At 68.9% G+C, this 24,472-nt stretch carries 24 protein-coding genes; 15 read left to right on the top strand and 9 right to left on the bottom strand.

Annotated elements, in window-relative coordinates; translation table 11 throughout:
- Positions 1–3: 3 nt before the first annotated feature.
- The 3 genes from purD (at position 4) to GON09_RS14425 (ending at position 4,330) form a co-directional block, all read left to right on the top strand.
- The gene (purD, locus tag GON09_RS14435; protein WP_213932380.1) at positions 4–1,257 is read left to right on the top strand and encodes a phosphoribosylamine--glycine ligase; all 1,254 of its coding nucleotides are present in this window, start codon (positions 4–6) and stop codon (positions 1,255–1,257) included.
- 147 nt (positions 1,258–1,404) lie between these two features.
- Positions 1,405–3,123, top strand: a complete 1,719-nt coding sequence (locus GON09_RS14430; RefSeq protein ID WP_213932379.1) for a CocE/NonD family hydrolase — start codon at positions 1,405–1,407, stop codon at positions 3,121–3,123.
- Between the two features lie 31 nt (positions 3,124–3,154).
- Entirely contained in the window at positions 3,155–4,330 is a 1,176-nt protein-coding gene (locus tag GON09_RS14425) for a pyridoxal phosphate-dependent aminotransferase (protein WP_213932378.1), read from the top strand.
- On the opposite strand, the gene GON09_RS14420 is transcribed toward GON09_RS14425, so the two are convergent.
- A complete protein-coding gene (locus GON09_RS14420) occupies positions 4,331–5,983 on the bottom strand; it encodes a GMC oxidoreductase (protein WP_213932377.1) in 1,653 nt (550 codons plus the stop codon).
- A gap of 143 nt (positions 5,984–6,126) precedes the next feature.
- Here GON09_RS14420 and GON09_RS14415 point away from each other — a divergent pair, with 143 nt between their 5' ends.
- From GON09_RS14415 to GON09_RS14375, 9 genes are all read left to right on the top strand, one after another.
- Positions 6,127–6,741: a TetR/AcrR family transcriptional regulator gene (locus GON09_RS14415; RefSeq protein ID WP_213932376.1), complete on the top strand. Its 615-nt coding sequence runs from the start codon at positions 6,127–6,129 to the stop codon at positions 6,739–6,741.
- Between the two features lie 44 nt (positions 6,742–6,785).
- Positions 6,786–8,207, top strand: coding sequence for an adenylosuccinate lyase (gene purB, locus GON09_RS14410; RefSeq protein WP_213932375.1), 1,422 nt, complete (start codon positions 6,786–6,788; stop codon positions 8,205–8,207).
- A gap of 97 nt (positions 8,208–8,304) precedes the next feature.
- A complete protein-coding gene (locus GON09_RS14405; RefSeq protein ID WP_213934450.1) occupies positions 8,305–8,907 on the top strand; it encodes a TetR/AcrR family transcriptional regulator in 603 nt (200 codons plus the stop codon).
- Complete coding sequence (locus GON09_RS14400; protein WP_213932374.1) at positions 8,904–9,332, top strand: HIT family protein; 429 nt, start codon at positions 8,904–8,906, stop codon at positions 9,330–9,332. The genes GON09_RS14405 and GON09_RS14400 overlap by 4 nt, the downstream gene beginning before the upstream one ends.
- 4 nt (positions 9,333–9,336) lie before the next feature.
- Entirely contained in the window at positions 9,337–10,938 is a 1,602-nt protein-coding gene (locus tag GON09_RS14395) for an L-lactate permease (RefSeq protein WP_213932373.1), read from the top strand.
- A 55-nt stretch (positions 10,939–10,993) separates the two neighbouring features.
- Positions 10,994–12,022, top strand: coding sequence for a Dyp-type peroxidase (locus GON09_RS14390; RefSeq protein ID WP_307854379.1), 1,029 nt, complete (start codon positions 10,994–10,996; stop codon positions 12,020–12,022).
- On the top strand, positions 12,019–12,837 hold the full coding sequence (locus GON09_RS14385; protein WP_213932371.1) for a family 1 encapsulin nanocompartment shell protein: 819 nt from the start codon (positions 12,019–12,021) through the stop codon (positions 12,835–12,837). Before GON09_RS14390 ends, GON09_RS14385 begins: the two co-directional genes overlap by 4 nt.
- A 16-nt stretch (positions 12,838–12,853) precedes the next feature.
- Positions 12,854–13,123: a type II toxin-antitoxin system Phd/YefM family antitoxin gene (locus tag GON09_RS14380; RefSeq protein ID WP_213932370.1), complete on the top strand. Its 270-nt coding sequence runs from the start codon at positions 12,854–12,856 to the stop codon at positions 13,121–13,123.
- Positions 13,120–13,398, top strand: coding sequence for a type II toxin-antitoxin system RelE family toxin (locus tag GON09_RS14375; protein WP_244865512.1), 279 nt, complete (start codon positions 13,120–13,122; stop codon positions 13,396–13,398). The genes GON09_RS14380 and GON09_RS14375 overlap by 4 nt, the downstream gene beginning before the upstream one ends.
- A 54-nt stretch (positions 13,399–13,452) precedes the next feature.
- Here GON09_RS14375 and GON09_RS14370 read toward each other — a convergent pair whose 3' ends face one another.
- A complete protein-coding gene (locus GON09_RS14370; RefSeq protein ID WP_213932369.1) occupies positions 13,453–13,932 on the bottom strand; it encodes a MarR family winged helix-turn-helix transcriptional regulator in 480 nt (159 codons plus the stop codon).
- 102 nt (positions 13,933–14,034) lie between these two features.
- The gene (locus GON09_RS14365; RefSeq protein ID WP_213932368.1) at positions 14,035–14,697 is read right to left on the bottom strand and encodes an alpha-ketoglutarate-dependent dioxygenase AlkB family protein; all 663 of its coding nucleotides are present in this window, start codon (positions 14,695–14,697) and stop codon (positions 14,035–14,037) included.
- A gap of 103 nt (positions 14,698–14,800) precedes the next feature.
- Here GON09_RS14365 and GON09_RS14360 point away from each other — a divergent pair, with 103 nt between their 5' ends.
- Together GON09_RS14360 and GON09_RS14355 are read left to right on the top strand one after the other, a co-directional pair.
- A complete protein-coding gene (locus tag GON09_RS14360; RefSeq protein WP_213932367.1) occupies positions 14,801–15,631 on the top strand; it encodes an SDR family oxidoreductase in 831 nt (276 codons plus the stop codon).
- Positions 15,632–15,674: 43 nt separating this feature from the next.
- A complete protein-coding gene (locus tag GON09_RS14355) occupies positions 15,675–16,646 on the top strand; it encodes a phosphotriesterase family protein (protein ID WP_213932366.1) in 972 nt (323 codons plus the stop codon).
- A gap of 6 nt (positions 16,647–16,652) precedes the next feature.
- Here GON09_RS14355 and GON09_RS14350 read toward each other — a convergent pair whose 3' ends face one another.
- Positions 16,653–17,369, bottom strand: coding sequence for a 2OG-Fe(II) oxygenase (locus GON09_RS14350; protein WP_213932365.1), 717 nt, complete (start codon positions 17,367–17,369; stop codon positions 16,653–16,655).
- Between the two features lie 97 nt (positions 17,370–17,466).
- Positions 17,467–17,895, bottom strand: a complete 429-nt coding sequence (locus tag GON09_RS14345; protein ID WP_213932364.1) for a MarR family winged helix-turn-helix transcriptional regulator — start codon at positions 17,893–17,895, stop codon at positions 17,467–17,469.
- A gap of 89 nt (positions 17,896–17,984) precedes the next feature.
- On the opposite strand from GON09_RS14345, the gene GON09_RS14340 reads away from it, so the two are divergent.
- A complete protein-coding gene (locus GON09_RS14340) occupies positions 17,985–19,817 on the top strand; it encodes an ABC transporter ATP-binding protein (protein WP_213932363.1) in 1,833 nt (610 codons plus the stop codon).
- Between the two features lie 55 nt (positions 19,818–19,872).
- On the opposite strand, the gene GON09_RS14335 is transcribed toward GON09_RS14340, so the two are convergent.
- Genes GON09_RS14335 through GON09_RS14320 form a run of 4 tightly spaced genes read right to left on the bottom strand, consistent with a single transcriptional unit; the run spans position 19,873 to position 24,318 of the window.
- The gene (locus tag GON09_RS14335) at positions 19,873–20,673 is read right to left on the bottom strand and encodes a HugZ family pyridoxamine 5'-phosphate oxidase (RefSeq protein WP_213932362.1); all 801 of its coding nucleotides are present in this window, start codon (positions 20,671–20,673) and stop codon (positions 19,873–19,875) included.
- A 34-nt stretch (positions 20,674–20,707) separates the two neighbouring features.
- A complete protein-coding gene (locus GON09_RS14330) occupies positions 20,708–22,354 on the bottom strand; it encodes a (2,3-dihydroxybenzoyl)adenylate synthase (RefSeq protein WP_213932361.1) in 1,647 nt (548 codons plus the stop codon).
- Between the two features lie 39 nt (positions 22,355–22,393).
- Positions 22,394–23,179 (bottom strand): 2,3-dihydro-2,3-dihydroxybenzoate dehydrogenase, encoded by a 786-nt coding sequence (locus GON09_RS14325; RefSeq protein ID WP_213932360.1) that lies wholly within the window; start codon positions 23,177–23,179, stop codon positions 22,394–22,396.
- Positions 23,176–24,318 carry an isochorismate synthase gene (locus tag GON09_RS14320; RefSeq protein WP_213932359.1) on the bottom strand — a complete coding sequence of 381 codons (1,143 nt, stop codon included), beginning with the start codon at positions 24,316–24,318 and terminating at the stop codon, positions 23,176–23,178. Before GON09_RS14320 ends, GON09_RS14325 begins: the two co-directional genes overlap by 4 nt.
- Positions 24,319–24,472 lie beyond the last annotated feature (154 nt).

Genomic DNA, 24,472 nt, shown 5'->3' with positions numbered 1-24,472 from the left:
TGCGTGCGCGTACTCGTTATCGGCTCCGGTGCCCGTGAACATGCTCTTGCTCTCGCCCTGTCCCGCGACCCCGGCGTGACCGCCGTGCTGGCGGCGCCCGGCAACCCCGGTATCGCGAACATCGCCGAGCTGTTCCCCGTCGACGCCGCCTCCGCCGAGAGCGTCGTCGCCCTCGCCACCGAGCAGAAGGCCGACCTCGTGGTGATCGGCCCCGAGGTCCCGCTCGTCCTCGGTGTCGCCGACGCCGTCCGCACCGCGGGCATCCCCTGCTTCGGTCCGTCCGCCGCCGCCGCCCGCATCGAGGGGTCGAAGGCGTTCGCGAAGGACGTCATGGCCGCCGCCGGCGTGCGCACCGCCCACAGCGAGGTCGTCGACAGCCCCGCGACCATCGACGAGGCGCTCGATCGCTTCGGACCGACCTGGGTGGTCAAGGACGACGGTCTCGCCGCCGGCAAGGGTGTCGTCGTCACCGCCGACCGCGACGCCGCCCGCGATCATGCTGTCGAGATCCTCGAGAACGGACACCCCGTCCTGCTGGAGTCCTTCCTCGACGGTCCCGAGGTCTCCCTGTTCTGCCTCGTGGACGGTGAGACGGTCGTGCCGCTGCTCCCGGCGCAGGACCACAAGCGCGTGGGTGAGGGCGACACCGGTCCCAACACCGGCGGAATGGGTGCCTACACCCCGTTGCCGTGGCTGCCCGAGGGCAGCGTCGAGCGGATCGTCTCCGAGGTCGTCGAACCGGTCGCGGCCGAGATGGTGCGACGCGGATGCGGCTTCTCCGGACTGCTCTACGCGGGTCTGGCGATGGGCGCCGAGGGCCCGGCCGTGGTCGAATTCAACTGCCGCTTCGGCGATCCGGAGACCCAGGCCGTGCTCGCACTGCTCGAGTCGCCGCTGGGTGAGGCTCTGAACGCGGTGGCCACCGGCACGCTCGCCGACCTCCCGCCGCTTCGCTGGAAGGACGGCGCCGCGGTGACCGTGGTGCTCGCCGCCGAGCACTACCCGTCCACCCCGCGCACCGGCGACGTGATCACCGGCGCCGAAGGCGAGACGGTGCTGCACGCGGGTACCAAGCGTCGCGACGACGGAGCGCTGGTCTCCGCGGGTGGACGCGTGCTCAATGTGATCGGCGTGGGCGCCGATCTCGCGGCCGCGCGCGATGCCGCTTATGATCGGCTCGCCACCGTGAAACTGCCGGGCGGTCACTTCCGCCGCGACATCGGTATGGCGGCCGTCGAGGGCCGGATCTCGGTCTAGCCTTTCACCCTCGTCCTTCACCTTGCACCTACCGGGTGCATGTTGCACACTCGGTGCATCTTTGATGCCAGCAGGGGTGACAGGATGGTCTTTCGAGGACGAACGCCGACGCCGGACCCGACACCGCTACGGCACCACAACGTCGTCGTGAACGAGCTGCCGGACGACGTTGTCGTCGAGCGCGACGTGCCCGTCCGCACGGCCGACGGCACCGTCCTGCGAGCCGACGTCTACCGCCCCGCGAGTGCCGGTGAACAGGACCGGTGCCCCGTACTGGTCGCAGTCACCCCCTACGGAAAGAACGCCGGCGTGGACCGGTACCCCGTCGACTTCGACGAGCTCGCCGAATCCGGCAACCACATCGGCGACCTCGAACTCAGCGAATGCACCTCCTTCGAGGCGCCCGATCCCGCCTACTGGGTTCCTCGAGGCTACGTCCTCGTCGTCGCCGACATGCGCGGCTACCACGCCAGCGGCGGCCGGCCGCGCCTGCTGCTCGGCCGGGCCGCGCTCGACTGCGCGGCCGTCGTGGAATGGGCCGGTGGCCAGGAGTGGAGCAACGGCCGGGTCGGTCTCGCCGGCGCCGATTATCTCGCCACCTTGCAGTGGTACACCGCCGCGCTGAACCCGCCTCACCTCGCGGCCATCGCGCCCTGGGAGGGCGTGAGCGATCCCTGCCGCGACATCCTCACGCAGGGCGGCATCCCCGAGACCCGCTACAGCGAGTTCTGGTACAGCGCGATGAACACCGGGGCGCGCTGCGGCGCCGCATCCCTCCGGCGGTTCACCCCGTGGCTGCTGCGCCGGTTCCCCGACTTCTTCCGTCACCTCGCCCCGCCTCCCCGGCTCGAAGACGTCACCGTGCCCGCGCTGGTCGGAGTCTCCTGGTCGGACCAGGGCCCCCGCGCCCGCGGATCGGTCGAGGGCTACCGCCGCATCGGATCGGAGCACAAGTGGCTCTACACCCACGGGCGGAAGATGTGGCAGACGTTCTACGGCACCGAAGCGCTCGACTACCAGCGACGCTTCTTCGACCACTTCCTCAAGGGCGAGGACAACGGCTTCGAGGACACCCCGCGCGTGCGCCTCGAGACCCGCCACGACCTGCGTACCTATTCCGAACGCCTCGAGCCCGAGTGGCCCGTGCCCGGCACCCGCTACGTCTCACTCCACCTCGACCACGCGAACGCCGATCTGAGCACCACGCCGTGCGAGAGCCGCCAGTTCCGGCGCACCTTCCCCGTCGCGGGTGACGAACTCGTCTTCACCCACACCTTCGCCGAGGACACCGAGATCACCGGGCACGCGGCGCTGCGCCTGTGGGTGCAGGCGAAGGACGCCAACGACATGGACCTGTTCGTGGGCCTGACCAAGCGCGACGAGCACGGCCGCGATGTGTGGTTCGAAGGCCACGGCGGATACGAGAAGGGATTCGTCGCCCACGGCTGGATGCGGGTCTCCCGCCGGGCCCTGGACCCGGAAGCCTCCACCGCCTACCGGCCCGTCCACGACCAGAAGAAATACTGGCCGCTGCTGCCGGACCAGATCGTGCCGGTCGACATCGAGATCATGCCGCACAGCACCTTCTTCGAGGCCGGATCCAGCCTCGTGCTCGTCATCGCCGGCCACGACCTCGACGAGAATCCGCGCGTCGGCCATGACCGCACGATCAACAAGGGCTTCCACATCGTGCACGCGGGCGGGCAGTTCGACTCGCATCTGCTGCTGCCGATCGTGCCGCAGCCGGCGCCGGAACCCGAGGAGACGGCCGCCGCCGCGGAGGTCACGCCCGCGCAGGTCGCGCAGCGTCCGGACTACCCGATCGCGTGGGGTGCCCTCACCCGACTTCAGCGCGTCCGGCTCTGACGAACGACGCGCGCGTACTACCGTCGTCGACGTGCGCCCCGAATCCCAACGCTCTGCTATCGAGACGTTCCATGTCATGGATGTGTGGAAGGCGGCTGCCGAGCGGCAGCGCTCCCACGGCGACGTCCTGAGTCTCGCCGCCGGACAACCCTCGACCCCCGCACCCGCCCCCGTGCTCCGCGCCGCGAACCTCGCGATCGACGCCGAACTGCTGGGTTACACGGAGACCTTCGGCATCCTGCCGTTGCGCGAGGAGATCGCGGCGTACCACCGGCACAAGTACGGCATCGACGTCGATCCGGACGACGTTGTCGTCACCACCGGCTCCTCCGGCGCCTTCACCCTGGTGTTCCTCGCGGCCTTCGATGTCGGCGACACCGTCGTCGTCGCCCGCCCCGGCTATCCGGCCTACCGCAACACCCTCGCCGCGCTCGGCTGTCGCGTCGTCGAACTCGACTGCGGCCCGCAGACCCGCTACCAGCCGACCGTCGCGATGCTCGAGGAACTCGACGCTCCGCCCGCGGGCGTCGTCGTCGCCAGTCCGGCGAACCCCACCGGCACGATGATCGAGCCGTCCGAGCTCGCGGCGCTCGCCCGCTGGTGCGACGAGCACGGCAGTCTCCTCATCTCCGACGAGATCTATCACGGCATCGAATTCGATACTCCCGGCTCGCCTGCGACCTCCACGGCCTGGGCGACCTCCCGCGAATCCGTGGTGATCGGCTCGGTGTCGAAGTACTTCTCGATGACCGGCTGGCGGCTCGGCTGGATGCTCGCCCCCGAGAGGATGCGGCCGGCCCTGCAGCGACTCGCATCGAACATGACGGTGTGCCCGCCGTCGATCTCCCAGTTCGCGGCGATCGAGGCGTTCGGCACCGAGGCCCGCACCGAGCTCGACGGGCACGTCTCCCGTTACGCCGTGAACCGGGAACTGCTGCTCGAAGGACTGCCGGATCTCGGCATCACGAAACTCGCACCGGCCGACGGCGCTTTCTACGTCTACGCCGACATCGGGCATCTGCTCGACGGCGAGAACTCGACGGCGTGGTGCGCGCGACTGCTCCACGACACCGGTCTCGCGCTCGCACCGGGCGTCGACTTCGACACCGTGCGCGGTGACGGCACCGTGCGACTGTCGTTCGCCGGATCGACCGCCGATGTCACCGCGGCGCTCGACCGGCTGGCGGGATGGCTGCCCGTCTCGTAACTACCGTCCGTCGGCGATGATCCGCGCGATGTTCCGTTCGGCGAGCGCGGCGATGGTCAGCGAGGGGTTGGCGGTGCCGGTGCTGCCCGGGATCAGTGCGCCGTCGACGACGTAGAGACCGGGATGCCCGTGCACGCGGCCGTAACCGTCGGTCGCGTCGCCGAGTACTGCACCACCGAGCGGGTGCGCGGTGAACGTCGCGTTGATGTCCTCGGCCATCGGTGATGCGCCCGGAATCGTGCCGCCGGCCTGCGCCATCGCGTTGTGCACGGCCCGCAGTGCGTCGACGCTCTCGCGCTCACCGCCTGCGGGCCAGTTCAGGACGGCACGGTCGGCGCCCGCGTCGTAGGTGAAGTGGGCGCGGGTCGGATCGAGGGTCATTCCGAGCGAGGCGAGCATCCCGACGTCCTTCGCGGTGCCCGCGACGAACCAGTTCTCGAGGCTCAGGGGCAGGCCCGACTCGTCGACGATCCGCGACGCCGACGGCGCTCCCTGATCGCCGCCGAAACCGGCGGTGAGCGCGAACGAACGCACGAGCACGGCATCGCCGTTGGTGCCCCAACCCCGGCCCACCCGCTCGTCGAGGTTCGCCAGAGAACCGGTGTGCCGCGCCTTGACGAGCAGTTCGGTGGTGCCGACCGATCCGGCGCCGAGGACGAGGCGATCGCACGTGATCGTGGTGGTGCGCAGCACCGCACCCGTCGGGTCGACGGCCTGCACGTCGAGCCGGTAGCGGCCGTTGCCGTCCTGGCCGATGGCGAGCACCCGGTGGCCGTGGCACACCAGCGCACGACCGGTCGCCTCGGCCGCCGGGATGTAGTTCCGGGTGAGATCGAACTTCGCGCCGTTCGAATTGCCGAGATTGCTCTCGCCCGCGACGGCCGACCGGCGCACCGAACCGGCGAGTTCGGCACGCACGACGTCCCAGTCCCAGATGCCGTCGATGCGGTGCGGGCTGTAGCCGGCGGCGCGAGCGTCGTCGTCCCAGCGCCGCGAATGCGTGAACTCGGCGGCGTTGTAGATGTCGTCGGGCATCGGATCGAGGCGCAGCATCGAGCGCACCTTCGGGTACCAGGTGGACGTCATCTCGTCGTAGGAGAGGCGGTCGCCGAAGACGTGCTCGAAGAAGTGCCGTTCGGGGGCGATCATCACACCGGTGAAGACGATCGATCCGCCGCCCACGGCGGCACCGCGCCACACCGACATGTTCGGGTAGTCGACCACGTCGAGGACGCCGGCGAAGTCGTCGCACACCACCGGGATGCCGGTCGGACCGGTGAACCGGGTGCGGTGGTGGTAGCCGCGACCGTCGGCGAGCAGGTCGGTCGTGAAGATCTCCCGGTGCGGGTCGCGAGGCCAGCGCATACCACGTTCGAGCATCGTGACCCGATTCCCGGCCTCTGCCAGGCGCAGTGCGGCGACGCTCGCGCCGAAACCGGAACCCACCACGACGACCTCGGAGTGTTCCGGCGGGATGGGCGGCGGCACGAACAGCTCGGGCACGAGACGGCGGTACTCGTCGAGCCCGACGGGCAGGGCGTTCGCCCGGGGGAGTCCGAGGCCGGAGATGCCGGACAGGCCGGAGCCGACGGCGCCGGTACCGGCCAGTGCAGCCCCGAGAACGGATGCCTGCAGAAAGCGTCGACGTCTCATCCGGTACGGCTCCGATCGTTCGATGACCTGTGCGCGGGACAGCACCCGCCGACACTCGACACGCGCGGGCGGGCGTAATGGTACCGGTTGGTCTCGAATTCCGTTTTCCCCTGGTGAGACGCCCGAGCTGTCACCATGAGAGTGTGTCGATTGCTGCAACCCCGAAGGGTGAACGGCGCCGTCAGGCGCTGGTCGAGGCAGCAGCCGACCTCATTCTGGAGGGGGGTATCGACGCCGTCCGTCACCGCGCCGTCGCCACTCGCGCGGGTCTTCCGCTCGCGTCGACGACCTACTATTTCGCATCGCTCGACGATCTCGTCGCGTGCGCGGTGGACTACAACAGCGAACGGGAACTGGATGCGATGCGGGCGCGCGTCCGCGATATCCAGCAGCTTCCGCGCAGCCTCGAAGGCACGGCCGACCTCATCGTCGACCTGCTGATCGGACCCCGGGAGGGTGACGGCGGAATCGACCGCGAACGGCTGATCTCGCGGTACGAACGGTGCGTCGCCACGGCCCGCTACCCGGAACTGCACGACGTGCAGGTACGGATGCGTGAACAGATTGACGACCTTCTCACCGAACTGCTCGAACGTTGCTGCCGATCGGTGCGCCCCAGGGAGGTGCGCCGCCTCGTGGCGGTGGTGGACGGTGCGGTCCTCGGCGGGCTGGGCGAGCTCGATCCCGACCCGCGCTCGCTCGCGCGCGGAATCCTGCTCGACGTCGTGGAGACCGTCGCACCCCCGGTCGAGGAGTGAGGTCGGAGAATGCGGGAGCAGGCCCGGACCGTAAACTCACTTCTGTGAGCCACATCCCCAACGTCCTCGCCACCCGCTACGCAAGTCCCGAACTCAGGGATCTGTGGTCGCCCGAGTACAAGATCGTGCTCGAGCGGCAACTGTGGCTCGCGGTGCTGCGGGCACAGGCCGAACTCGGGATCGACGTTCCGGCCGAGGCGATCGCCGACTACGAACGCGTCGTCGAGCAGGTCGATCTCGACTCCATCGCGGCACGAGAGCGCGTCACCCGCCACGACGTCAAGGCTCGCATCGAGGAGTTCAACGCGCTCGCCGGTCACGAGCACGTCCACAAGGGCATGACCAGCCGCGACCTCACGGAGAATGTCGAACAGCTGCAGATCCTGCGGTCGCTCGAACACGTCCACTCCCACGGTGTCGCCGTGGCCGCGCGGCTCGCCGAGCGTGCGACCGAGTACGCCTCGCTGGTCATGGCCGGTCGCTCGCACAACGTCGCAGCGCAGGCCACCACCCTCGGCAAGCGTTTCGCCTCGGCTGCCGACGAGTTGCTCATCGCTCTGCAGCGTGTCCGGGAGCTGATCGCCCGGTACCCGCTGCGGGGGATCAAGGGCCCCATGGGCACCGCCCAGGACATGCTCGACCTGCTCGGCGGCGATGCTGCCAAGCTCGCGCAGCTCGAGCAGAAGGTCGCGCAGCATCTCGGTTTCGCGAACGTCTTCACGAGCGTGGGCCAGGTCTACCCGCGCTCGCTCGACCACGACGTGCTCTCCGCGCTCGTGCAGGTGGGTGCCGGCCCCGCGTCGTTCGCCCACACCATCCGGCTCATGGCCGGTCACGAACTCGTCACCGAAGGCTTCCAGCCCGGCCAGGTGGGGTCGTCCGCGATGCCGCACAAGATGAACACCCGTTCGTGCGAGCGCGTCGACGGTCTGCAGGTCGTCCTGCGTGGATACGCCTCCATGGCCGCCGAACTCGCCGGTGCGCAGTGGAACGAAGGCGACGTCTTCTGCTCCGTCGTCCGGCGGGTCGCCCTGCCCGACGCCTTCTTCGCGATCGACGGCCAGATGGAGACCTTCCTGACGGTCCTCGCCGAGTTCGGCGCCTACCCGGCGGTGATCGAGAAGGAACTCGTGCGCTACCTGCCGTTCCTGGCGACCACCAAGGTGCTCATGGCCGCGGTGCGGGCCGGGGTGGGTCGCGAGACCGCGCACGAAGCCATCAAGGAACACGCGGTGTCCGTCGCGCTCGCGATGCGCGAGCAGGGCCGCGAACCCGATCTGCTCGACCGGCTCGCCGCCGACGACCGGCTTCCGCTCGACCGCGCCGCGCTCGACGCGGCACTCGCCGACCGGGAGGTCTTCGCCGGTGCGGCGGTGGCGCAGGTCGAGGCGGTCGTCGCAGCGGTGCAGGATCTCGTCGCGCAGTATCCGGAGGCGGCGAAGTACACGCCGGCACCGATTCTGTAGGAATCACGAAACCGACTACCGGGGGGAGTGTTCGATGGGGGTAGCGGTATCAGCAGGGGAGAACGAAGTGTCGGTGAAACCGGGTAATACGGGACGGGTGCGGGACGCAGCGCGGACACGCACCGCGCTGTTGGACGCGGCGCGCGAGGTGTTCCTGCGCGACGGGTATGCGGCGGCGGCCACCGAGGAGATCGTATCGGTCGCAGGGGTGACGCGCGGTGCGCTCTACCACCACTTCGCCGACAAACGGGATTTGTTCCGCGGCGTCATCGAGCGTCTCCAGAAGGAAGCGGAAGAGTCCCTGGTTCCGGAGGAACCCGTCGACGACGCCTGGGAAGGCTTCACGCAGGCCGTGCTCGCGTCGCTCGATGCGGTCTACGACCCGGCGACCCGGCGACTGTTGCTCATCGAGGCCCCCGCCGTCCTCGGCTGGTCCGAGGTCCGTGAGACGCATCGACATTCGTCGCTGGAGGCGATCGAGCGGATGCTCGTCACTCTCGACCCCGACACCTACGAGGTGTCGTCCACCCGGACGTCGGTGCTGGCCCACCTGCTCATCGCGGCGGTGGAGGAAGCGATGCTGTGCCTCGCCCACAGCGACGATCCGGTGCGCGACCGGCCCGCGGTGCAGGACGAACTGCTGCGTCTCCTCGAAACGGTCCGGCGTCCGGCGCACGCGGAGGAGCCCACCCCACGGTGACGGACTGCATCTTCTGCGCCATCGTGGCCGGGCAGTCGCCGGCCAGTGTCGTGCTCGACGAACCCGACGTGCTCGCGTTCATGGACATCCGCCCGTTCACCCCGGGGCACCTGCTCGTGATCCCGAAGCGGCACGCGTCCGGACTGGCGCAGCTCGATCCCGAGGACGGCGCGAAGGTGTTCGCCGCCGGCCAACGGATCGCCACGGCGATGCGCGCGAGCGACCTTCCGATCGACGGTGTGAACATGTTCCTCGCCGACGGCGTCGCCGCCGGCCAGGAGGTCTTCCACGTGCACCTGCACCTCGTGCCGCGCACGGCCGGGGACGGCTTCGGCATCCGCGCCCATTGGCAGACCCCGAACCGGACCGTGCTCGACGGCACGGCTGCCACGATCCGCACCGCGGTGGAGTCGCGCCGGTCGTGATGCAGTGACAGGCGCATACATCCAGCCGATCGCGCCGGTCGGCGGGTCGCTCGCGTGGTCGGCGCTCGTGGCAGTGCTCCCGTTGCTGACCATGCTCGTCCTGCTCGCCGTCTTCCGGTTGCGGTCGCATTCGGCGGCAGGGATCGCGGTGGTGGTGGCACTGGTCGTGGGCACCGCCGTCTACGGCATGCCGATCGGGTCGGCGCTCAGCGCCGGTGTCGAAGGTGCCGTCTTCGGCCTCTTCCCGATCATGTGGACGGTGGTCAACGCCGTCTGGGTGTACCGGCTCACCGTCGAATCCGGGCACTTCGACGTCCTCACCCGCGCATTCGGACGGATCTCCCCGGATCCGCGCATCCTCACGATCGTCATCGCCTTCCTGTTCGGCGCGCTGCTCGAGGCGGTCGCCGGCTTCGGCACGCCCATCGTCGTCGCGACCGTCGTGCTCATCGGTGCCGGACTGCCGCCGGTGCGTGCGGCCGCTGCGGCGCTGCTCGCCAATTCGGTCGTCACACCGCTCGGCGTCATGGGTACTCCGATCCTGACGATGTCGCGCGTCTCGGAGATACCGATCGACGAGATCGGTCCGGTCGTCGCGCGGCAGGTCTGCCTGCTCGCGGTCTTCGTCCCGCTCGTGCTGGTCGCGGTGGTCGGCGGGTGGCGCGGCATCCGGGAGACGTGGCCGGTCGCGCTCGCCGTCGGACTGGCCTTCGCCGCCGCCCAGTTCGTGTGCGCGAGCTACCTCACGGTGGGGCTGAGCAACATCGCGGCCGCCGCGGTGGGTCTGCTCGTGCTGCTGGTCGCGGTGAAGGTGCACCCCACGCATCGCGAGGCCCGCCGGGCCGCGGCCGAACGGATCCACGATTCGCGTCGACGCGTCGTCGAGGCCTTCGCGCCCTACGCGCTGATCGTGATCGTCTTCCTCGTCAGCCGGTTCGGGCCGGTCGCGTCGCTACTGTCGAACGCGAGCCTGTCGTTCCCATGGCCCGGTGTGGACGTGACGACCGCCGACGGAGACGTTCCCACCGCGGAGACCTTCACCATCGATCTGCTCACGGCCCCGGGCAGCCTCGTCTTCGTCGCCGCGTTGTTGTCGATGCCGGTGCTGAAGGTCGCGGTGGCCGACGCGGCGCGCTGCTTCGTCGCGGCGGTCGTGCAGTTGCGGTGGTCGTTCGCGACGGTCACGTCGGTCCTCGCTCTGGCGTACGTGATGAACCTGTCCGGGCAGACCGCCACGATCGGCGGATTCCTCGCCGGCGCCGGAGTGGCCTTCGCGCTGTTGTCACCGGTCCTCGGCTGGCTCGGTGTGGTGGTCACCGGATCGAACACCGCCTCGAACGCGATGTTCGGGAGCCTGCAGGTCGCCGCGGCCCAGCAGTCGGGTCTCGACCCGACCGTCCTGGTCGCGGGGAACATGGCCGGCGGCACCACCGGTACCCCCATCGCGTTGCAGAACCTTGCGCTGGTGTCGTCGGTGAAGGGACTGTCCGGCAAGGACGGGCTCCTCATGCGCCGGATCTGGCCGCTCAGCATCGCGGGTCTCGTGGTGCTCTCAGTCCTGGTCTGGTTGCAGTCCACCTCGGTACTGGGCTGGATGGTGCCCTGACACAGTCGGCGTGCCGCGAATGCCTGTTTCGTCGGGGTGTACTAGCGTGATCCGAGTGGTTCGCGCACAACCGATACTGACTCCGCTCACCGAAGCAGCGATCTTCCTCGTCGTCACCGTCGACGAGGGCGCCGAGGACACCGTGCGGGATCTACTCGAAGACCTCTCGGGTCTGCGCCGCTCGGTCGGTTTCCGTATCCCGGCCGGTGGCCTGTCGGTCGTCACCGGCATCGGTTCGCAGATGTGGGACCGGCTGTTCGCCGGTTCCCGGCCCGCCGAACTACATCCGTTCGTCCCGCTCGACGGCGGTCGGCACCGGGCGCCCTCGACCCCCGGCGACCTGCTGTTCCATCTCCGCGCATCGACGATGGACCTGTGCTTCGAGCTCGCCGCGAAGATCAACGACCGGCTGCGCGGAGCGGCGCGGGTCGTCGACGAGACCCACGGCTTCCGCTATTTCGAACGTCGCGACCTGCTCGGCTTCGTCGACGGCACGGAGAACCCCGAGGACGACGAAGCCGTCGAGGCGGCCCTGGTCGGCGACGAGGACCCCGACTTCGCGGGCGGCAGCTACGTCATCGTCCAGAAATACCTGCACGATCTCGCGTCGTGGAACGCGTTGTCCGTAGAGGAGCAGGAGCGGGCGATCGGCCGGACGAAGCTCGACGACATCGAACTCGACGAGGAGACGAAGCCCGCGAATTCGCATGTCGCGCTGAACGTGATCGTCGACGAGAACGGGGTCGAGCGGCAGATCGTGCGCGCGAACATGCCGTTCGGCAACTTCGGCGCCGACGAGTTCGGCACCTACTTCATCGGTTACTCGGCCACTCCGGAGGTGACCGAGCAGATGCTGCGCAACATGTTCCTGGGCAGCCCACCCGGCAACACCGACCGCATCCTGGACTTCTCCACCGCGGTGACGGGGTCGCTGTTCTTCTGCCCGTCGCTGGAGTTCCTCGACGATCTTCCGCCGTCACCGGCGGATATTCCCTACCACGAAGATTCGAGTGCCTCGACCGGCGGCCGACCTGCCGACGGATCACTCGGAATTGGCGCTCTGCGAAGGAGTTCGACGCTGTGAACAATCTGTATCGCGATCTCGCCCCGATTTCCGAGGCCGCATGGACCGAGATCGAGGAAGAAGCCGCGCGCACCTTCAAGCGGCACGTCGCGGGGCGCACCGTGGTCGATTTCTCCGGCCCGCACGGCACCGATTTCGCGGCGGTGGGTCTCGGCCGTACCCGCGAGATCGAGCCCCCGGCAGCCGGCGTGCGGGCGCGCCAGCACCGCGTCGCATCGGTTGTCGAGCTGCGGGTGCCGTTCACCCTGTCGCGCGAGGAGATCGACAGCGTCGAGCGCGGGTCGCGCGACATCGACCTCGATCCCGTCAAGGAAGCGGCCCGCCAGATCGCCTTCGCCGAGGACCGCGCGATCTTCGAGGGCTACGCGGCCGCCGGTATCGAGGGCATCCGGGCGTCGTCGTCGAATCCGTCCCTGCAGCTTCCCGAGGATCCCCGCGACTTCCCGGAGATCATCAGCCAGGCACTGTCGCAGCTGCGACTGGCGGGTGTGGGCGGCCCCTATTCGATCCTGCTCGGCGCCGACGAATACACCAAGGTCAGCGAGACGTCCGACCACGGCTACCCGATCCGCGAACAGCTACGGCGCCTCATCGACGGCGACCTCATCTGGGCGCCCGCGATCGATGGCGCGTTCGTGCTGACCACCCGCGGCGGCGACTACGACCTGCAGGTCGGCCAGGACCTGTCGATCGGCTATCTCTCACACGACGCCGAGAGCGTGAACCTCTACTTCCAGGAGTCGTTCACCTTCCTCGTCTACACGGGCGAGGCATCGGTTCCGCTGGTGCCGACGACGCCGGAACTTCCGCACTGATCCACGGTCCCGGGGCGTGCGTGTGCGGCGCCCGGGACTGTCACGGCTGGTCGACGAGGCCGAGCGCACACATGAGCGATTCGAGATCACCCGCAACGGGCACCGCGCCGCGGTGCTTCTCGGTGCCGACGATTACGACGCGATGCAGGAGACGATCGCGGTGTTGTCGGATACGGATCTGCTGAGAGCCCACATCGCGGGCCGAACCGAGGTGGAGTCGGGAGACGTCGTCGATGTGCAGGAATTGACGCAGCTGATGCGTGATGCTCGGCCGTCCGAGGAATGAGCACTCCGGACCACCCGTATCGGCTGGTGATGGCGAGGTCGGCTGCACGCGCCTCGACGACGTCGTTGCCCGAGAAGGTCGCAACCGCGGTGTACGAGTTCGTCACGGGATCGCTTCTCGAGAACCCGAAGCGGGTGGGGAAGCCGATGGAACCACTGCTTGCACCGGCGTACAGCGCCCGGCGAGGTGAATATCGCGTCCTGTATCTGATCGACGACGCGAATCGCACGGTCGAGGTCACCGCGATTTCACACCGTGCCGATGCGTATCGGTAGGCAGCAGTCGCACACTGCTGCCGCAGCCGTGGGATCACGGCCCGTCCGGGTCTGTCAGAGCGCGCCGGCCTTCAGCGCCGCAGCGTTGACGCGGACGAGCGCGGCGTGCAGATCCTGGAGTTCGTCGACTTCGACACCGAGGGCGTCGACGACCTGTCCCGGCACCGACTCGGCCTCGGCACGCAGCGCCCGCCCGGCGTCGGTGAGCTCGAGGACGAGCTGACGTTCGTCGGCCGCGCTGCGCGCGCGGGTGATCAAGCCCAGGGTCTCGAGCCGCTTGAGCAGGGGAGAGAGGGTGGGGGAGTCGAGCTGGAGCAACTGCCCGACCTGCTTGCTCGTCAGCGGCGACTCCTCCCACAGAGCGAGCATCACCAGATACTGCGGGTGGGTCAGACCGAGCCTGTCGAGGATCGGCCGGTAGATCGCGAGCACGGCGCGGTTCGCCACGGCGAGCGCGAAACACACCTGCCGCTCCAGCGCGAGAGGATCATCGCCTGAAGTAGCAAGGTGGGTAGCCGGGGACTCGACGCTCATGAATCGACGATACCCAACCGGTTCGTCTACCTCGCTCCTCACGGCCGGTAGTCGGGGTAGGTGGTGCAGCTTCAGGTGGTCGGTGACGTTCTCGGAGTGCCGTCAGCCGAGTCCCGTGCTCCGCAGGGTGATGTTGAGGCGTCCTGCAGTGAGGCCGCAGCGAGCGCTGCCGGTGTCCGGGTACACGACGGGCACCCCGTGATAGGCGAACCGCGACGGCCCGCCGAAGACGAACAGGTCGCCCGATTCGAGACGCACGTCGGTATACGGCCGGCCGCGCGACTCGCTGTTGCCGAACCGGAACAGGCACGCGTCTCCGAGACTGAGCGACACGATCGGCGCGCTGACCCGTTCGTCCTTGTCCTGATGCATGCCCATCCGCGCGTCGCGGTCGTAGAAATTGATCAGGGCGGTGTCGGGTTCGTACCCGTTCCCGGCCGCCGGATCGTCGTAGGCATCGGCGACGGCACGCCGTCCGAGCTCGGCGAGCCGGTCGGGAAGCGGCGGTACGGGAGCGTCGTCGACGTCGACGGCGGTACGGGTGTAACGGTACGGCGACCAGTGCCACCCGAGGCACACCGTGCTCACCGACATCCGTCCGCCGCCCGGAAGCAGCGTGTGCCGCATCGGCGCCGGTGGGCGCGCCCACTCACGACACAACTCGACGAGTTCGCGCTGTTCGTCCGGGTCGAGCCAGTCGGGCACGTGCACGGCGCCCGGCGCGACAGTGCGCCGCGGCCGGGAGACGGAGAACAATTCGTCCATCCCGGGTGCTCGACCTCCGTGCGTGGGGCGGTACGTGTAGACAGGTTCCGTACCAACTGTGCCGCACGGGGCGGCACTGCGACTCGACGGGGAGGTAGCAGCGGTGAAGGTCGAAGGCAGAGTGGCCGTCGTGACCGGCGGGGGCGGTGGAATCGGCGGCGCCATCGCTGCAGGCCTCGTCGAGCGGGGTGCGCGAGTGGTGGTCGCCGACCTCGACGAACATGCCGCGCAGCGCGTCGTCGCGACGCTCGAGGAGAAGACGCCGGGTAGTGCGGTCGCGGTGGCGGCCGACGTCTCCGACGACGAACACATCCGCGGGCTCGTCGAGCGCGCCGAATCGGAGTTCGGTCCCGTGGACCTGTACTTTGCGAACGCGGGTGTCACCGGTGTGCCCGGCCTGGAGATCGAGGACTCCGTGTGGGAGCAGTCCTTCGACGTCAACCTGCGCGCACACATCCGGGCGGCGCGACTCCTGGTACCCCGATGGGTCGAACGCGGCGAAGGCTATTTCGTCAGCACGGCGTCGGCGGCCGGTCTGCTCACGCAGATCGGCTCGGCCACCTACTCGGTCACCAAGCACGCGGCCGTCGGTTTCGCCGAATGGCTGTCGGTGACCTACGGCGACAAAGGCGTACGGGTGAGCTGCCTGTGCCCGATGGGGGTGAACACGCCCCTGTTGTATTCGGGGGACGCATCCGGGCACGCACTAGGCGAACTCGCCACCCGCGCCGTCACGACCGCCGGCGCGGTTCTCGAACCCGCGGACGTCGCGGAGACGGTGTTCGCCGCGATGGAGGAAGAACACTTCCTGATCCTCCCGCACCCGGAGGTCCTCGAGATGTACCGGAACAAGGGCGCCGACTACGACCGGTGGCTGCGCGGCATGCGCCGTTACCGGCAGGCTCTCGAAGAGTCGACTCCTACCGATTCGTGAAATCGGTGTCCCCGCCGCGGACGGTGCCCTAACGTCACCGGTCATGACATCCGTCGACACAGTTCGCGGCCCACTCGATACGGGCCGTCTGGGGAGAGTTCTCATGCACGAGCACGTCTTCGTGCTCGGCGAGGAGATTCGCAGCAACTTTCCCGATTATCCGAGCCCATGGGACGAGGACGAACGCGTCGAGGACGCCGTCGCGAAACTGCAGGCGTTGTCGGACCGCGGCATCGACACGATCGTCGATCCCACGGTGGTCGGCCTCGGCCGGTACATCCCGCGCATTCAGCGTGTCGCCGCACGGACCGACATCGCCATCGTCGTCGCGACCGGCCTGTACACCTACAACGACCTGCCGTTCCAGTTCCACAATGTCGGGCCGGGACTGCTGGTGGACGGACCGGAGCCACTCACCGAGCTGTTCGTGAAGGACATCCGCGAGGGCATCGCCGGCACGGGCGTGCGTGCGGGAATGCTCAAGTGCGCCATCGAGATTCCGGGCCTCACGCCCGGAGTCGAACGCGTGATGCGGGCGGTGGGACAGGCGCACGTCGAGACCGGCGTGCCGATCACGGTGCACACCAACCCCCACACCGGATCGGGGGAGGTGGCGCAGCGAGTGCTCGCGGAGGAAGGCGTCGACGTCACCAAGGTGGTCATCGGGCACAGCGGTGATTCGACCGATCTGGACTATCTGCGCCGGATCGCCGACGCCGGTTCGATTCTCGGAATGGATCGCTTCGGCCTCGACCTGCTGTTGCCGTTCGAGCAGCGTGTCGGCACGGTAGCCGCACTCGTGGAGGCCGGCTACACCGAGCGCATGGTGCTCTCGCACGACGCGGCGTGCTTCATCGACTGGTTCCCGCACGACGTGAAGCAGGCCGCCGTGCCCAACTGGAACTACAACCACATCAGCGACGAGGTGCTGCCTGCCCTGCGCGAACGGGGCGTGACCGAGGAGCAGATCACCACGATGCTCGTGGACAATCCGCGGCGGTTCTTCGAGCGGTGAAGGCGGTCAGGCTGCGTCGTGCAGCACCAGGCCGAGGGTGCGGCGCAGACCGGAGCGGACGGTGCTCACGCCGTGCCGGACCGGTGCCCGCGACCATCCGCGCGCTGAACGGATCGGGCGGTCGCGGGTGGTGAAGATCAGCGCGTGACCTCGTTCGAGCACCGTGACGGTGCCCCGCGACTGCGCGCGGGGTCGTTGTTCGACCAGCAGGAACTCGCCGCCGGTGTAGTCGACGCCTGCGCGGTCGAGCCCGATCACGACCTGCAGTGGGAACACGAGGTCGCCGTAGAGGTCGCGGTGCAGGGCGTTCCAGTCGCCGACGGTGTAGCGCAGCATCAGTGGGGTGGGGTCTGTCTGGCCCGCCGCGTGGCACATGTCGAGCCAGTCGTCGAAGTGGTCGGGCCAGGGTGCGGGATCGCCGAGACGTTCGGCCCACGAGCGCGCGACGCCGAGCAGTTGACGGTAGAACGCCGAACGCAATTGTGCGACGGCGTCGGGGACGGGCGCGCCGAAGTACTTGTAGGTGCCGTGCCCGTACCGGTAGCGACTCATGTCGACCGTGGTGCGGAAGCGGGCTTCGTCCCACAGGGCAGCGAGTGCGGTGCATTCGTCGTCGTTCAGCAGCGGTCCGGTGAGTGCGCAGCCGTTCTCGTCGAGCTCGTTCGTCAGCTCGGGCCAACTCGACGCATCGACGCGCGATTGCAGGCTGTTGATGGTCTCCACGGGTTCTCCTCGATCGGTGCGGACACACAGGCACGGACACACTCGTAGTGAAGACGTCGTCGCCGTCGGAAATGTGAGTACCCGGACCGGAGAGGATTCAGTGCGGCCGGTCGTCGACGAGTTTGTGCAGCAGATCGGACAGTCGCGCACGCTCCTCGACGTCGAGCCGGTCGAACATCTCGACGGCGTCGGCGTCGCGGGCGGAGGCGAGTTCGGCTCGGACCTTGCGACCCTCGTCGGTCAGTCGCACGCAGACCGCGCGCCGGTCGGCGGGATCGGGGAGCCGCTCGGTGAGGCCGCGCGACTCGAGGCGGTCGACCACCTCGGTGGCCGAGCGGGGGGCGATACGCAGCTCCTTTGCCACGACGCCGAGGCGGATCGGGTCGTCGGCGCGGCCGATGACGTCGAGGGCCCGGTACTCGTGGGGTGACAATCCCCACGGCTGGAGGAGGTCGTGCCAGCGTCGGCGCAGCGTACGTGTGGTGGTGAGGAGGAGATCGCGCAGCGCGACGGGTGGATCCGACATAGTGGTCACAATACCTCACTTGACGGTTGCCACTCAATGAGGCAACCTCAACAAGTACGAGTCACGAACCACGAATCGAGGTGGCGCACATGATGCAGCCCCCACCCGCACTCGGCGGCAGACCCGGCCGCCGGGGCAAGCTCGACAAGAAGGATCTCGACCAGCTCCGCGAATCCCCGGTGAGTCTGCGCCGCATCGGCGCCCTGTTCGCGCCCCACCGATGGAAGATCACCCTCGTCGTCGCGCTCATCGTCGCGTCGTCGGTGATCTCCCTCGCGACGCCCTTCCTCGTCCGCGCCGTCATCGACGACGCCATCCCGCACCAGAACGTGAGCCTGCTGCTGTGGGCGGTCGGCGGCATGCTGGCCGTCACCGTCGCGAGCTCGCTCCTGTCCGTCGTCCAGACCTGGATCTCCACGACCGTCGGCCAGAAGGTCATGCACGGTCTGCGCACCCGGGTCTTCTCCCACCTGCAGCGGCAGTCGCTGAACTTCTTCACCCGTACCCGTGGCGGAGAGATCCAATCACGGCTGACCAACGACATCGGCGGCATGCAGTCCGTGGTCACCAACACCGCGACCTCGCTGGCCTCCAACGTCACCACCGTCGTCGGCACCGCGATCGCGATGGCGGTCCTCAGCTGGCGACTGGCCTTGCTCTCGCTGATCGTGCTCCCGCCGGCCATCTGGCTCACCCGCCGGGTCGCACTCATGCGCCGCGCCGTCACCGCCCGTCAGCAGCGCCGCCTCGCCGACATGCAGTCCCAGATCGACGAAGGACTGTCGGTCAGCGGTGTCCTGCTCGTCAAGACCCTGGGGACCGGCCCGGCGTTGTCCGACAAGTTCGCCCGCACCTCGGAGGAGCTGGCCGATCTCGAGGTGCATGCGCAGTTGTCCGGACGCTGGCGCATGGCCACGATGAACATCGTCTTCGCGGCGATCCCCGCTGTTCTCTACCTGGTCGCGGGCCTGCCGGCCACCTCGGGCGGCATGACGATCGGCACCCTGGTGGCGTTCACCGGCCTGCAGGGCGCATTGTTCCGGCCGCTGATGAGCCTGCTCGACGTCGGCGTCTCCGTCACCAGTTCGCTCGCGCTGTTCAGCCGCATCTTCGAATACCTCGACCTTCCCGTCGACATCGACGACCCGCACGATCCGGTGCCCGTCGACCCGGAGACCGTCGCGGGTCGCGTGCGGTTCGAGAACGTGAGCTTCCGCTACGAAGGCGCCCATCGCGACGCGCTCGACCGGATCGACCTCGACGTCCCGGCCGGGACCCAGGTCGCGCTCGTCGGCGAGACCGGCTCGGGCAAGACCTCCCTCGGCTCGCTCGTCGCGCGACTGTACGACCCGACCGAGGGACACGTGAGCATCGACGGAGTCGACCTGCGCGACATGCGGCTCGCCGATCTCGCCGGACTGGTCGGCGTGGTCTCGCAGGAGACCTACCTCCTCCACGCGACCGTCCGGGAGAATCTGCGCTACGCGAAGCCGGACGCGACCGACGACGAGATCGAGACCGCAGCCCGCGCCGCCCACATCCACGACCTGATCGTCTCGTTGCCCGAGGGCTACGACACCGTCGTCGGCGCCCGGGGACACCGCTTCTCCGGTGGCGAGAAGCAGCGCCTGGCGATCGCACGCACCCTCCTGCGCGACCCGCGTGTCCTCGTGCTCGACGAAGCGACCAGCGCTCTCGACAACGACACCGAACACGCCGTCCAGCAGGCTCTCGACGCGGCGCGCAGCGGACGCACGACCATCACCATCGCCCACCGTCTCTCCACCGTGCGGAACGCCGACGAGATCGTGGTCCTCGACGGGGGCCGCATCGTCGAACGCGGAACACACGACGAACTCGTTGTGCGCGGCGGGAAGTACGCGGCCCTGGCCGCCCGCACCGAACAATTGGTGGGGGCGTAGGCAGCTGCGTGCGGATGACCGTGGATGGTGCGCTGACCGGCCTTCGGGGACCCGGCTACGTCGACTGCGCCGCGCGAGCCAGAGCCACTGTTGCTGCGCGCAACTCGTCGGCGGAGTCGAGCGGCGACAGGTATCCGGCGCGCGTCATGGCTCGCCCGCGCGGCGTGGTGACATCGAGGTCCAGGCCGTAGCGGTCGGCTCCGACGCAGGTGGCCGCTGTGGCGTCCGGGTATCCGCCGAGTTTCCGGGCCATCGCCAGCAGCGCGTCGGCGTGATCGTCGTTGAGATGCGCGATCGCGGCGGCTGCCGACGGAGTGACCGGATCCGGCGACGCGTCGGCGTAGGCCTCGGCCGTGGCCGAATCCATACGCCCGTACCCGCCGACCCAGCGCACGCGCCGAACCCGAAGAACCCAGAGCGAGAAGTCGCTGAAATCGATGTAGATGCGGGCTGCGGGGACAGCGGCCAGGTGCGCTTCGCGCGCGGCTGTCAACTCCTCACCTTCGGGACGCTCGACATACCCGGCGAGAGTGATGCGAGTGCCGGCCAGTGGGTCGGACTGCGGGTCGGGCGCCACGACCGCGATGCTCGCGCGGGGATCGCGCGCAAGGTTGCGGCCGTGCTCTGCCATGTGCGACACGCACAGCACCGGCGAACCACCGACCAGTCCGTACGTCACGAACGATGCCCACGGGTCGCCCTCCTGCGTGAGAGTCGCAAGAGTGCCGATGTTCGTCGACGCCGCAACCGTTCGGGCTTCTTCGGCGGCGGAGGGCCGGGTCGAGTTCGTGATCGCCGTCAACGGCGGCGGCACGGTGGGGGCGTCACCGGGGTCGCCGTGATCCGAGTTCGTCATGCACGAGACGGTACCTGCAGATGGTCTCGAACGATCAGGTCAAGGTTGCGGCCAGAGCGCGCCGCAGTTCGTTCCGGCTGATCTTGCCCACCCCCGTGACCGGGAAGGCATCGACGAACCGCACCTTGTCGGGGATCTTGTAGTCGGCCAGCCCTCGCTCCCTCAGGAACTTCTTGAGCGCAAAGGCCTTCGGGGCTTCACCCTCGGTGACGACGAAGGCGCAGGTGCGTTCACCGAGATACTTGTCGGGCATCGACACCACCGCCGCGTCGAGCACGGCCGGGTGCGCGATCAGATGGTTCTCGACCTCTTCGGCCGCGATCTTCTCGCCGCCCCGATTGATCTGATCCTTCGCGCGTCCCTCGACGACGATGTAGCCGTGCTCGGTGAGCCGGACGATGTCGCCGGTGCGGTAGAAGCCGTCGGGAGTGAACGCCGTCGAATTGTGTTCGGGCGCGTTGTAGTATCCCCGGATCGTGTACGGGCCGCGGGTGAGCAGGTGCCCGGTCGCGCCCACGGGTACGGGATCGCCTGCATCGTCGACGATCCGGACCTCGTCGTCGGGGCTGATCGGCCGGCCCTGGGTGGTGACGATGGTGTCCTCGTCGTCGTCGAGCCGGGTGTAGTTGACGAGGCCCTCGGCCATACCGAAGACCTGCTGCAGCGTGCACCCGAGTTCGGGGCGAACACGTTTGGCGGCCTCGGCGGGGAACTTCGCGCCCCCGACCTGCAGCACCTCGAGCGACGACAGATCGCGCTCGGTTCGTGCCCGCGCCGACAACCACGCCTGCGCGAGGGGCGGGACGAGCGACGCCATGGTCACGCCCTCGCTCTCGATCAGGGCGAACGCGGTGTCCGGGCTCGGATCCGGGGCGAGGACGACGGTGCCACCGGCGTGCAGCACACCGAGGATGCCCGGCGAACTCATCGGGAAGTTGTGGGCCGCCGGCAGCGCGACCAGCATGCGGGTGGTCTCGTCCACCCCGCAGATCATCGCGGACTCGCGGACGGAGTACAGATAGTCGGCGTGCGTGCGGGGGATGAGCTTCGAGGTTCCGGTGGTACCACCCGACAACTGCAGGAACGCAACGCTTTCGGCGTCGTTCTCGGTGATCGGAGCCGGTTCGCGGCCGCGCAGCGACCCGAGTGCGGTGAACTCCTCGGCCTCACCGGCGACCACGACCGCCGGCGGATTCTCCATCTCGGAGGTGACCTGCCGGGCGAGCGCACGGTAGTCGAACCCGCCGTGTTCGGCGGCGATCACGTACGCCGCGGCGTCACTGAACCGGCAGAAGTAGCCGATCTCCGAGGCGCGATGTGCGGGCAGGGAGAAGACCGGGAGCGCGCCGAGGCGGAAGGCCGCGAAAAGCACCTCGGTGTATTCGACGATGTTCGGAAGTTGCAGGACGACGCGGTCGCCCTTCCGGACACCGAGGTCGGCGAGGCCGGCGGCGATGCGGGCCGAGGCGTCGTCGAGTTCGCGGTAGGTGATGCGCCGCCAGGTGCCCGTCGCGTCGTGTCCGACGACGGCGGTGCGATCGGCGAACCGGGCGGCGCGGGCCGGGAGGAATTCGCCGAAGGTTTCGCTCGCCCAGTAACCGGCTGCGCGATACCGCTCGGCGAACTCCTCGGGGTAGCGGGCGGTGTCGACGAGCGGTGAGCGCTCGAGACCGGTTGTCACGGAACGGATCCTTTCGAGGGGTGGGACGGGCCGGGCCGGTCAGGCACGGAGTGTGGCGCCGCCGTCGACGTAGAGCGCCTGCATGGTGATGTGACGCGCGCGGTCGGACAGCAGGAATTCGACGGCTTCGGCGATGTCGGTGGGCTCTGCGATGCGGCCGAGCGGGATGCCGACCTTGAACTGCGACAGATCGCCTTCGATGGCACCGCGCGCGCCTGCGTCGTCGTTCGGGTCCTCCCACAGCGAGCGCTGCATGGCCGTGTCGGTGGAGCCGGGTGCGACGATGTTGGCGCGGATCCCGTACGGCCCCAGCTCGAGTCCGAGGATCCGCACGATCATGGTGGCAGCGGCCTTGGACGATCCGTAGGCGCCCATGCCCATGCGGGGCACGCCCGCGGAGTTCGACCCGACCACGACGATCGAACCCGACCGCCGCCCCCGCATGGCCCGACCCACCGAACGCAGGACCGCCAGCAGGCCGGTGACGTTGACGTCGAACATGTGCCGCCAGTCCTCGGGATCGGAGTCGAGGACCGATCCCGTGGTGAAGACGCCGGCGACGTGCGCGAGATGCTCGATCGGTCCGTGCTCGGATTCGATGCTGTCGACGACGTAGGCGACGGCGTCGTGGTCGCGGATGTCGACGGCACAGGTGGGGACGGAGTCGCCGAGCAGCGCGGCGGTCTTGCGCAGTCCCTCCGCGTTGCGATCCACGAGCACGAGACGGTGCCCGGCACGCGCGAGGGTCTCGGCGGTCGCGCGGCCGATGCCCTGCGCGGCTCCGACGACGAGCGTGACGGGGGAGAGGGGTGCGGTCTCGGTCAACGGAGTACTCCCAGTGCATCGAGGACGGTGCCGAACTTGACGGTCGTCTCGGCCAGTTCGTCGGCGGGGTCGGAGTCGGCGACGATACCGCCCCCGGCGTAGGCGGTGAGCCCGACGCCGTCGGGTTCGAGGACGGCGCAGCGGATGGTGACCATCCATTCGCCGTCGCCGTGTGCGTCGCACCATCCGACGGCGCCCGCGTAGAAGCCCCGATCGCCCTCGGTGGCGAGGATCAGGTCGCGGGCGGCGGTGGTCGGCGTGCCGCAGATCGCAGGGGTGGGATGCACTGCGAGTGCAAGATCGAGTGCCGTGACGTCCGGGTCGCGCAGTCGTCCCTCGATGGGCGTGCCGAGATGCCACAGCTGCCGCGTGCTCGTCACCGACGGCCGATCGGGGATGTCGAGGTCGGCGCACACCGGTTCGAGCGCGGTGCGGATCGCATCGATCACGTGCGCGTGCTCGGCGAGATTCTTCGCGGAACCGGCGAGTTTCTCGGCGGTCCCGCGATCGATCTCGGGATCGCGGTGGCGCGGTGCGGAACCTGCGAGGGGATGGGCGGTGACCCGATCGCCGCGGCGCCGGACGAGTACCTCCGGGCTCGACCCCACCAGATGACGCCCCGTCCAGCCGTTGCCGGCCGCGCTCAGGTCGACGAGGAAGCCGTTGTGCAGCGGGTCGTTCCGTGCGAGCGCGGCCAGGAGATCGTGCGGGTCGACGGGTCGGTCGGCGCGCAGGACGAGTGCGCGGGCCAGGACCACCTTGAGCAGTTCGTTCTCGTCCGAACGGAGCAGCCTCAGCGCGGTCTCGACCCGGTCGATGTGCTCGCCTTCGGAGGGCAACGCCCCCGTGATCGCGATAGGGGGCAGGTCGCCGGCGGGTGCGTCGTAGGGCGCGGGGGAGTGGCGGAGTACATGCGGGGCGGTCAGCGCGGCGGGGCGACCGACTTCGAACGGTAACGCACCGACGAGTGCGGTGATCCGCCCGGTGCGGAGAGCCTCGGCGGCGGCGGAGGGGCGGTCGAAGCGCTCGGTCACGCCTTCGGCCACGACGGTGCCGTGCGGGCGGGACAGGACGAACGGGTGCGCGACGGGCCGCTCGGCCCGGTCGGTAGCGGTTGCGCCGAGGACCGGCACTTGCATTCTCGTACCTTCCGGTTGAGGAGGTCTGCTGGCAGGACCGCGCCACGGGGCACACGATCACAGAGCAACATATACGGTAAGCCTAACCTTTGGTACTGTCCCCTCCGGCGCCACAGCGCGCAGATCAGCGGATTCCGTTCCCAGTCAATCGTTT

Origin of the sequence: Rhodococcus sp. B50, from assembly GCF_013602415.1 — a bacterium.
GTDB lineage: Bacteria > Actinomycetota > Actinomycetes > Mycobacteriales > Mycobacteriaceae > Rhodococcus.
The sequence above is the reverse complement of the archived record's forward strand: the minus strand, read 5'-3'. Positions and strand labels throughout refer to the sequence as shown.

Coding starts and splice junctions, on each gene's coding strand:
- GON09_RS14320 (WP_213932359.1), bottom strand. CDS start 24,318: ATGCAAGTGCCGGTCCTCGGCGCAACCGCTACCGACCGGGCCGAGCGG.
- GON09_RS14355 (WP_213932366.1), top strand. CDS start 15,675: ATGACATCCGTCGACACAGTTCGCGGCCCACTCGATACGGGCCGTCTG.
- GON09_RS14340 (WP_213932363.1), top strand. CDS start 17,985: ATGATGCAGCCCCCACCCGCACTCGGCGGCAGACCCGGCCGCCGGGGC.
- GON09_RS14345 (WP_213932364.1), bottom strand. CDS start 17,895: ATGTCGGATCCACCCGTCGCGCTGCGCGATCTCCTCCTCACCACCACA.
- GON09_RS14420 (WP_213932377.1), bottom strand. CDS start 5,983: ATGAGACGTCGACGCTTTCTGCAGGCATCCGTTCTCGGGGCTGCACTG.
- GON09_RS14375 (WP_244865512.1), top strand. CDS start 13,120: ATGAGCACTCCGGACCACCCGTATCGGCTGGTGATGGCGAGGTCGGCT.
- GON09_RS14335 (WP_213932362.1), bottom strand. CDS start 20,673: ATGACGAACTCGGATCACGGCGACCCCGGTGACGCCCCCACCGTGCCG.
- GON09_RS14365 (WP_213932368.1), bottom strand. CDS start 14,697: ATGGACGAATTGTTCTCCGTCTCCCGGCCGCGGCGCACTGTCGCGCCG.
- GON09_RS14370 (WP_213932369.1), bottom strand. CDS start 13,932: ATGAGCGTCGAGTCCCCGGCTACCCACCTTGCTACTTCAGGCGATGAT.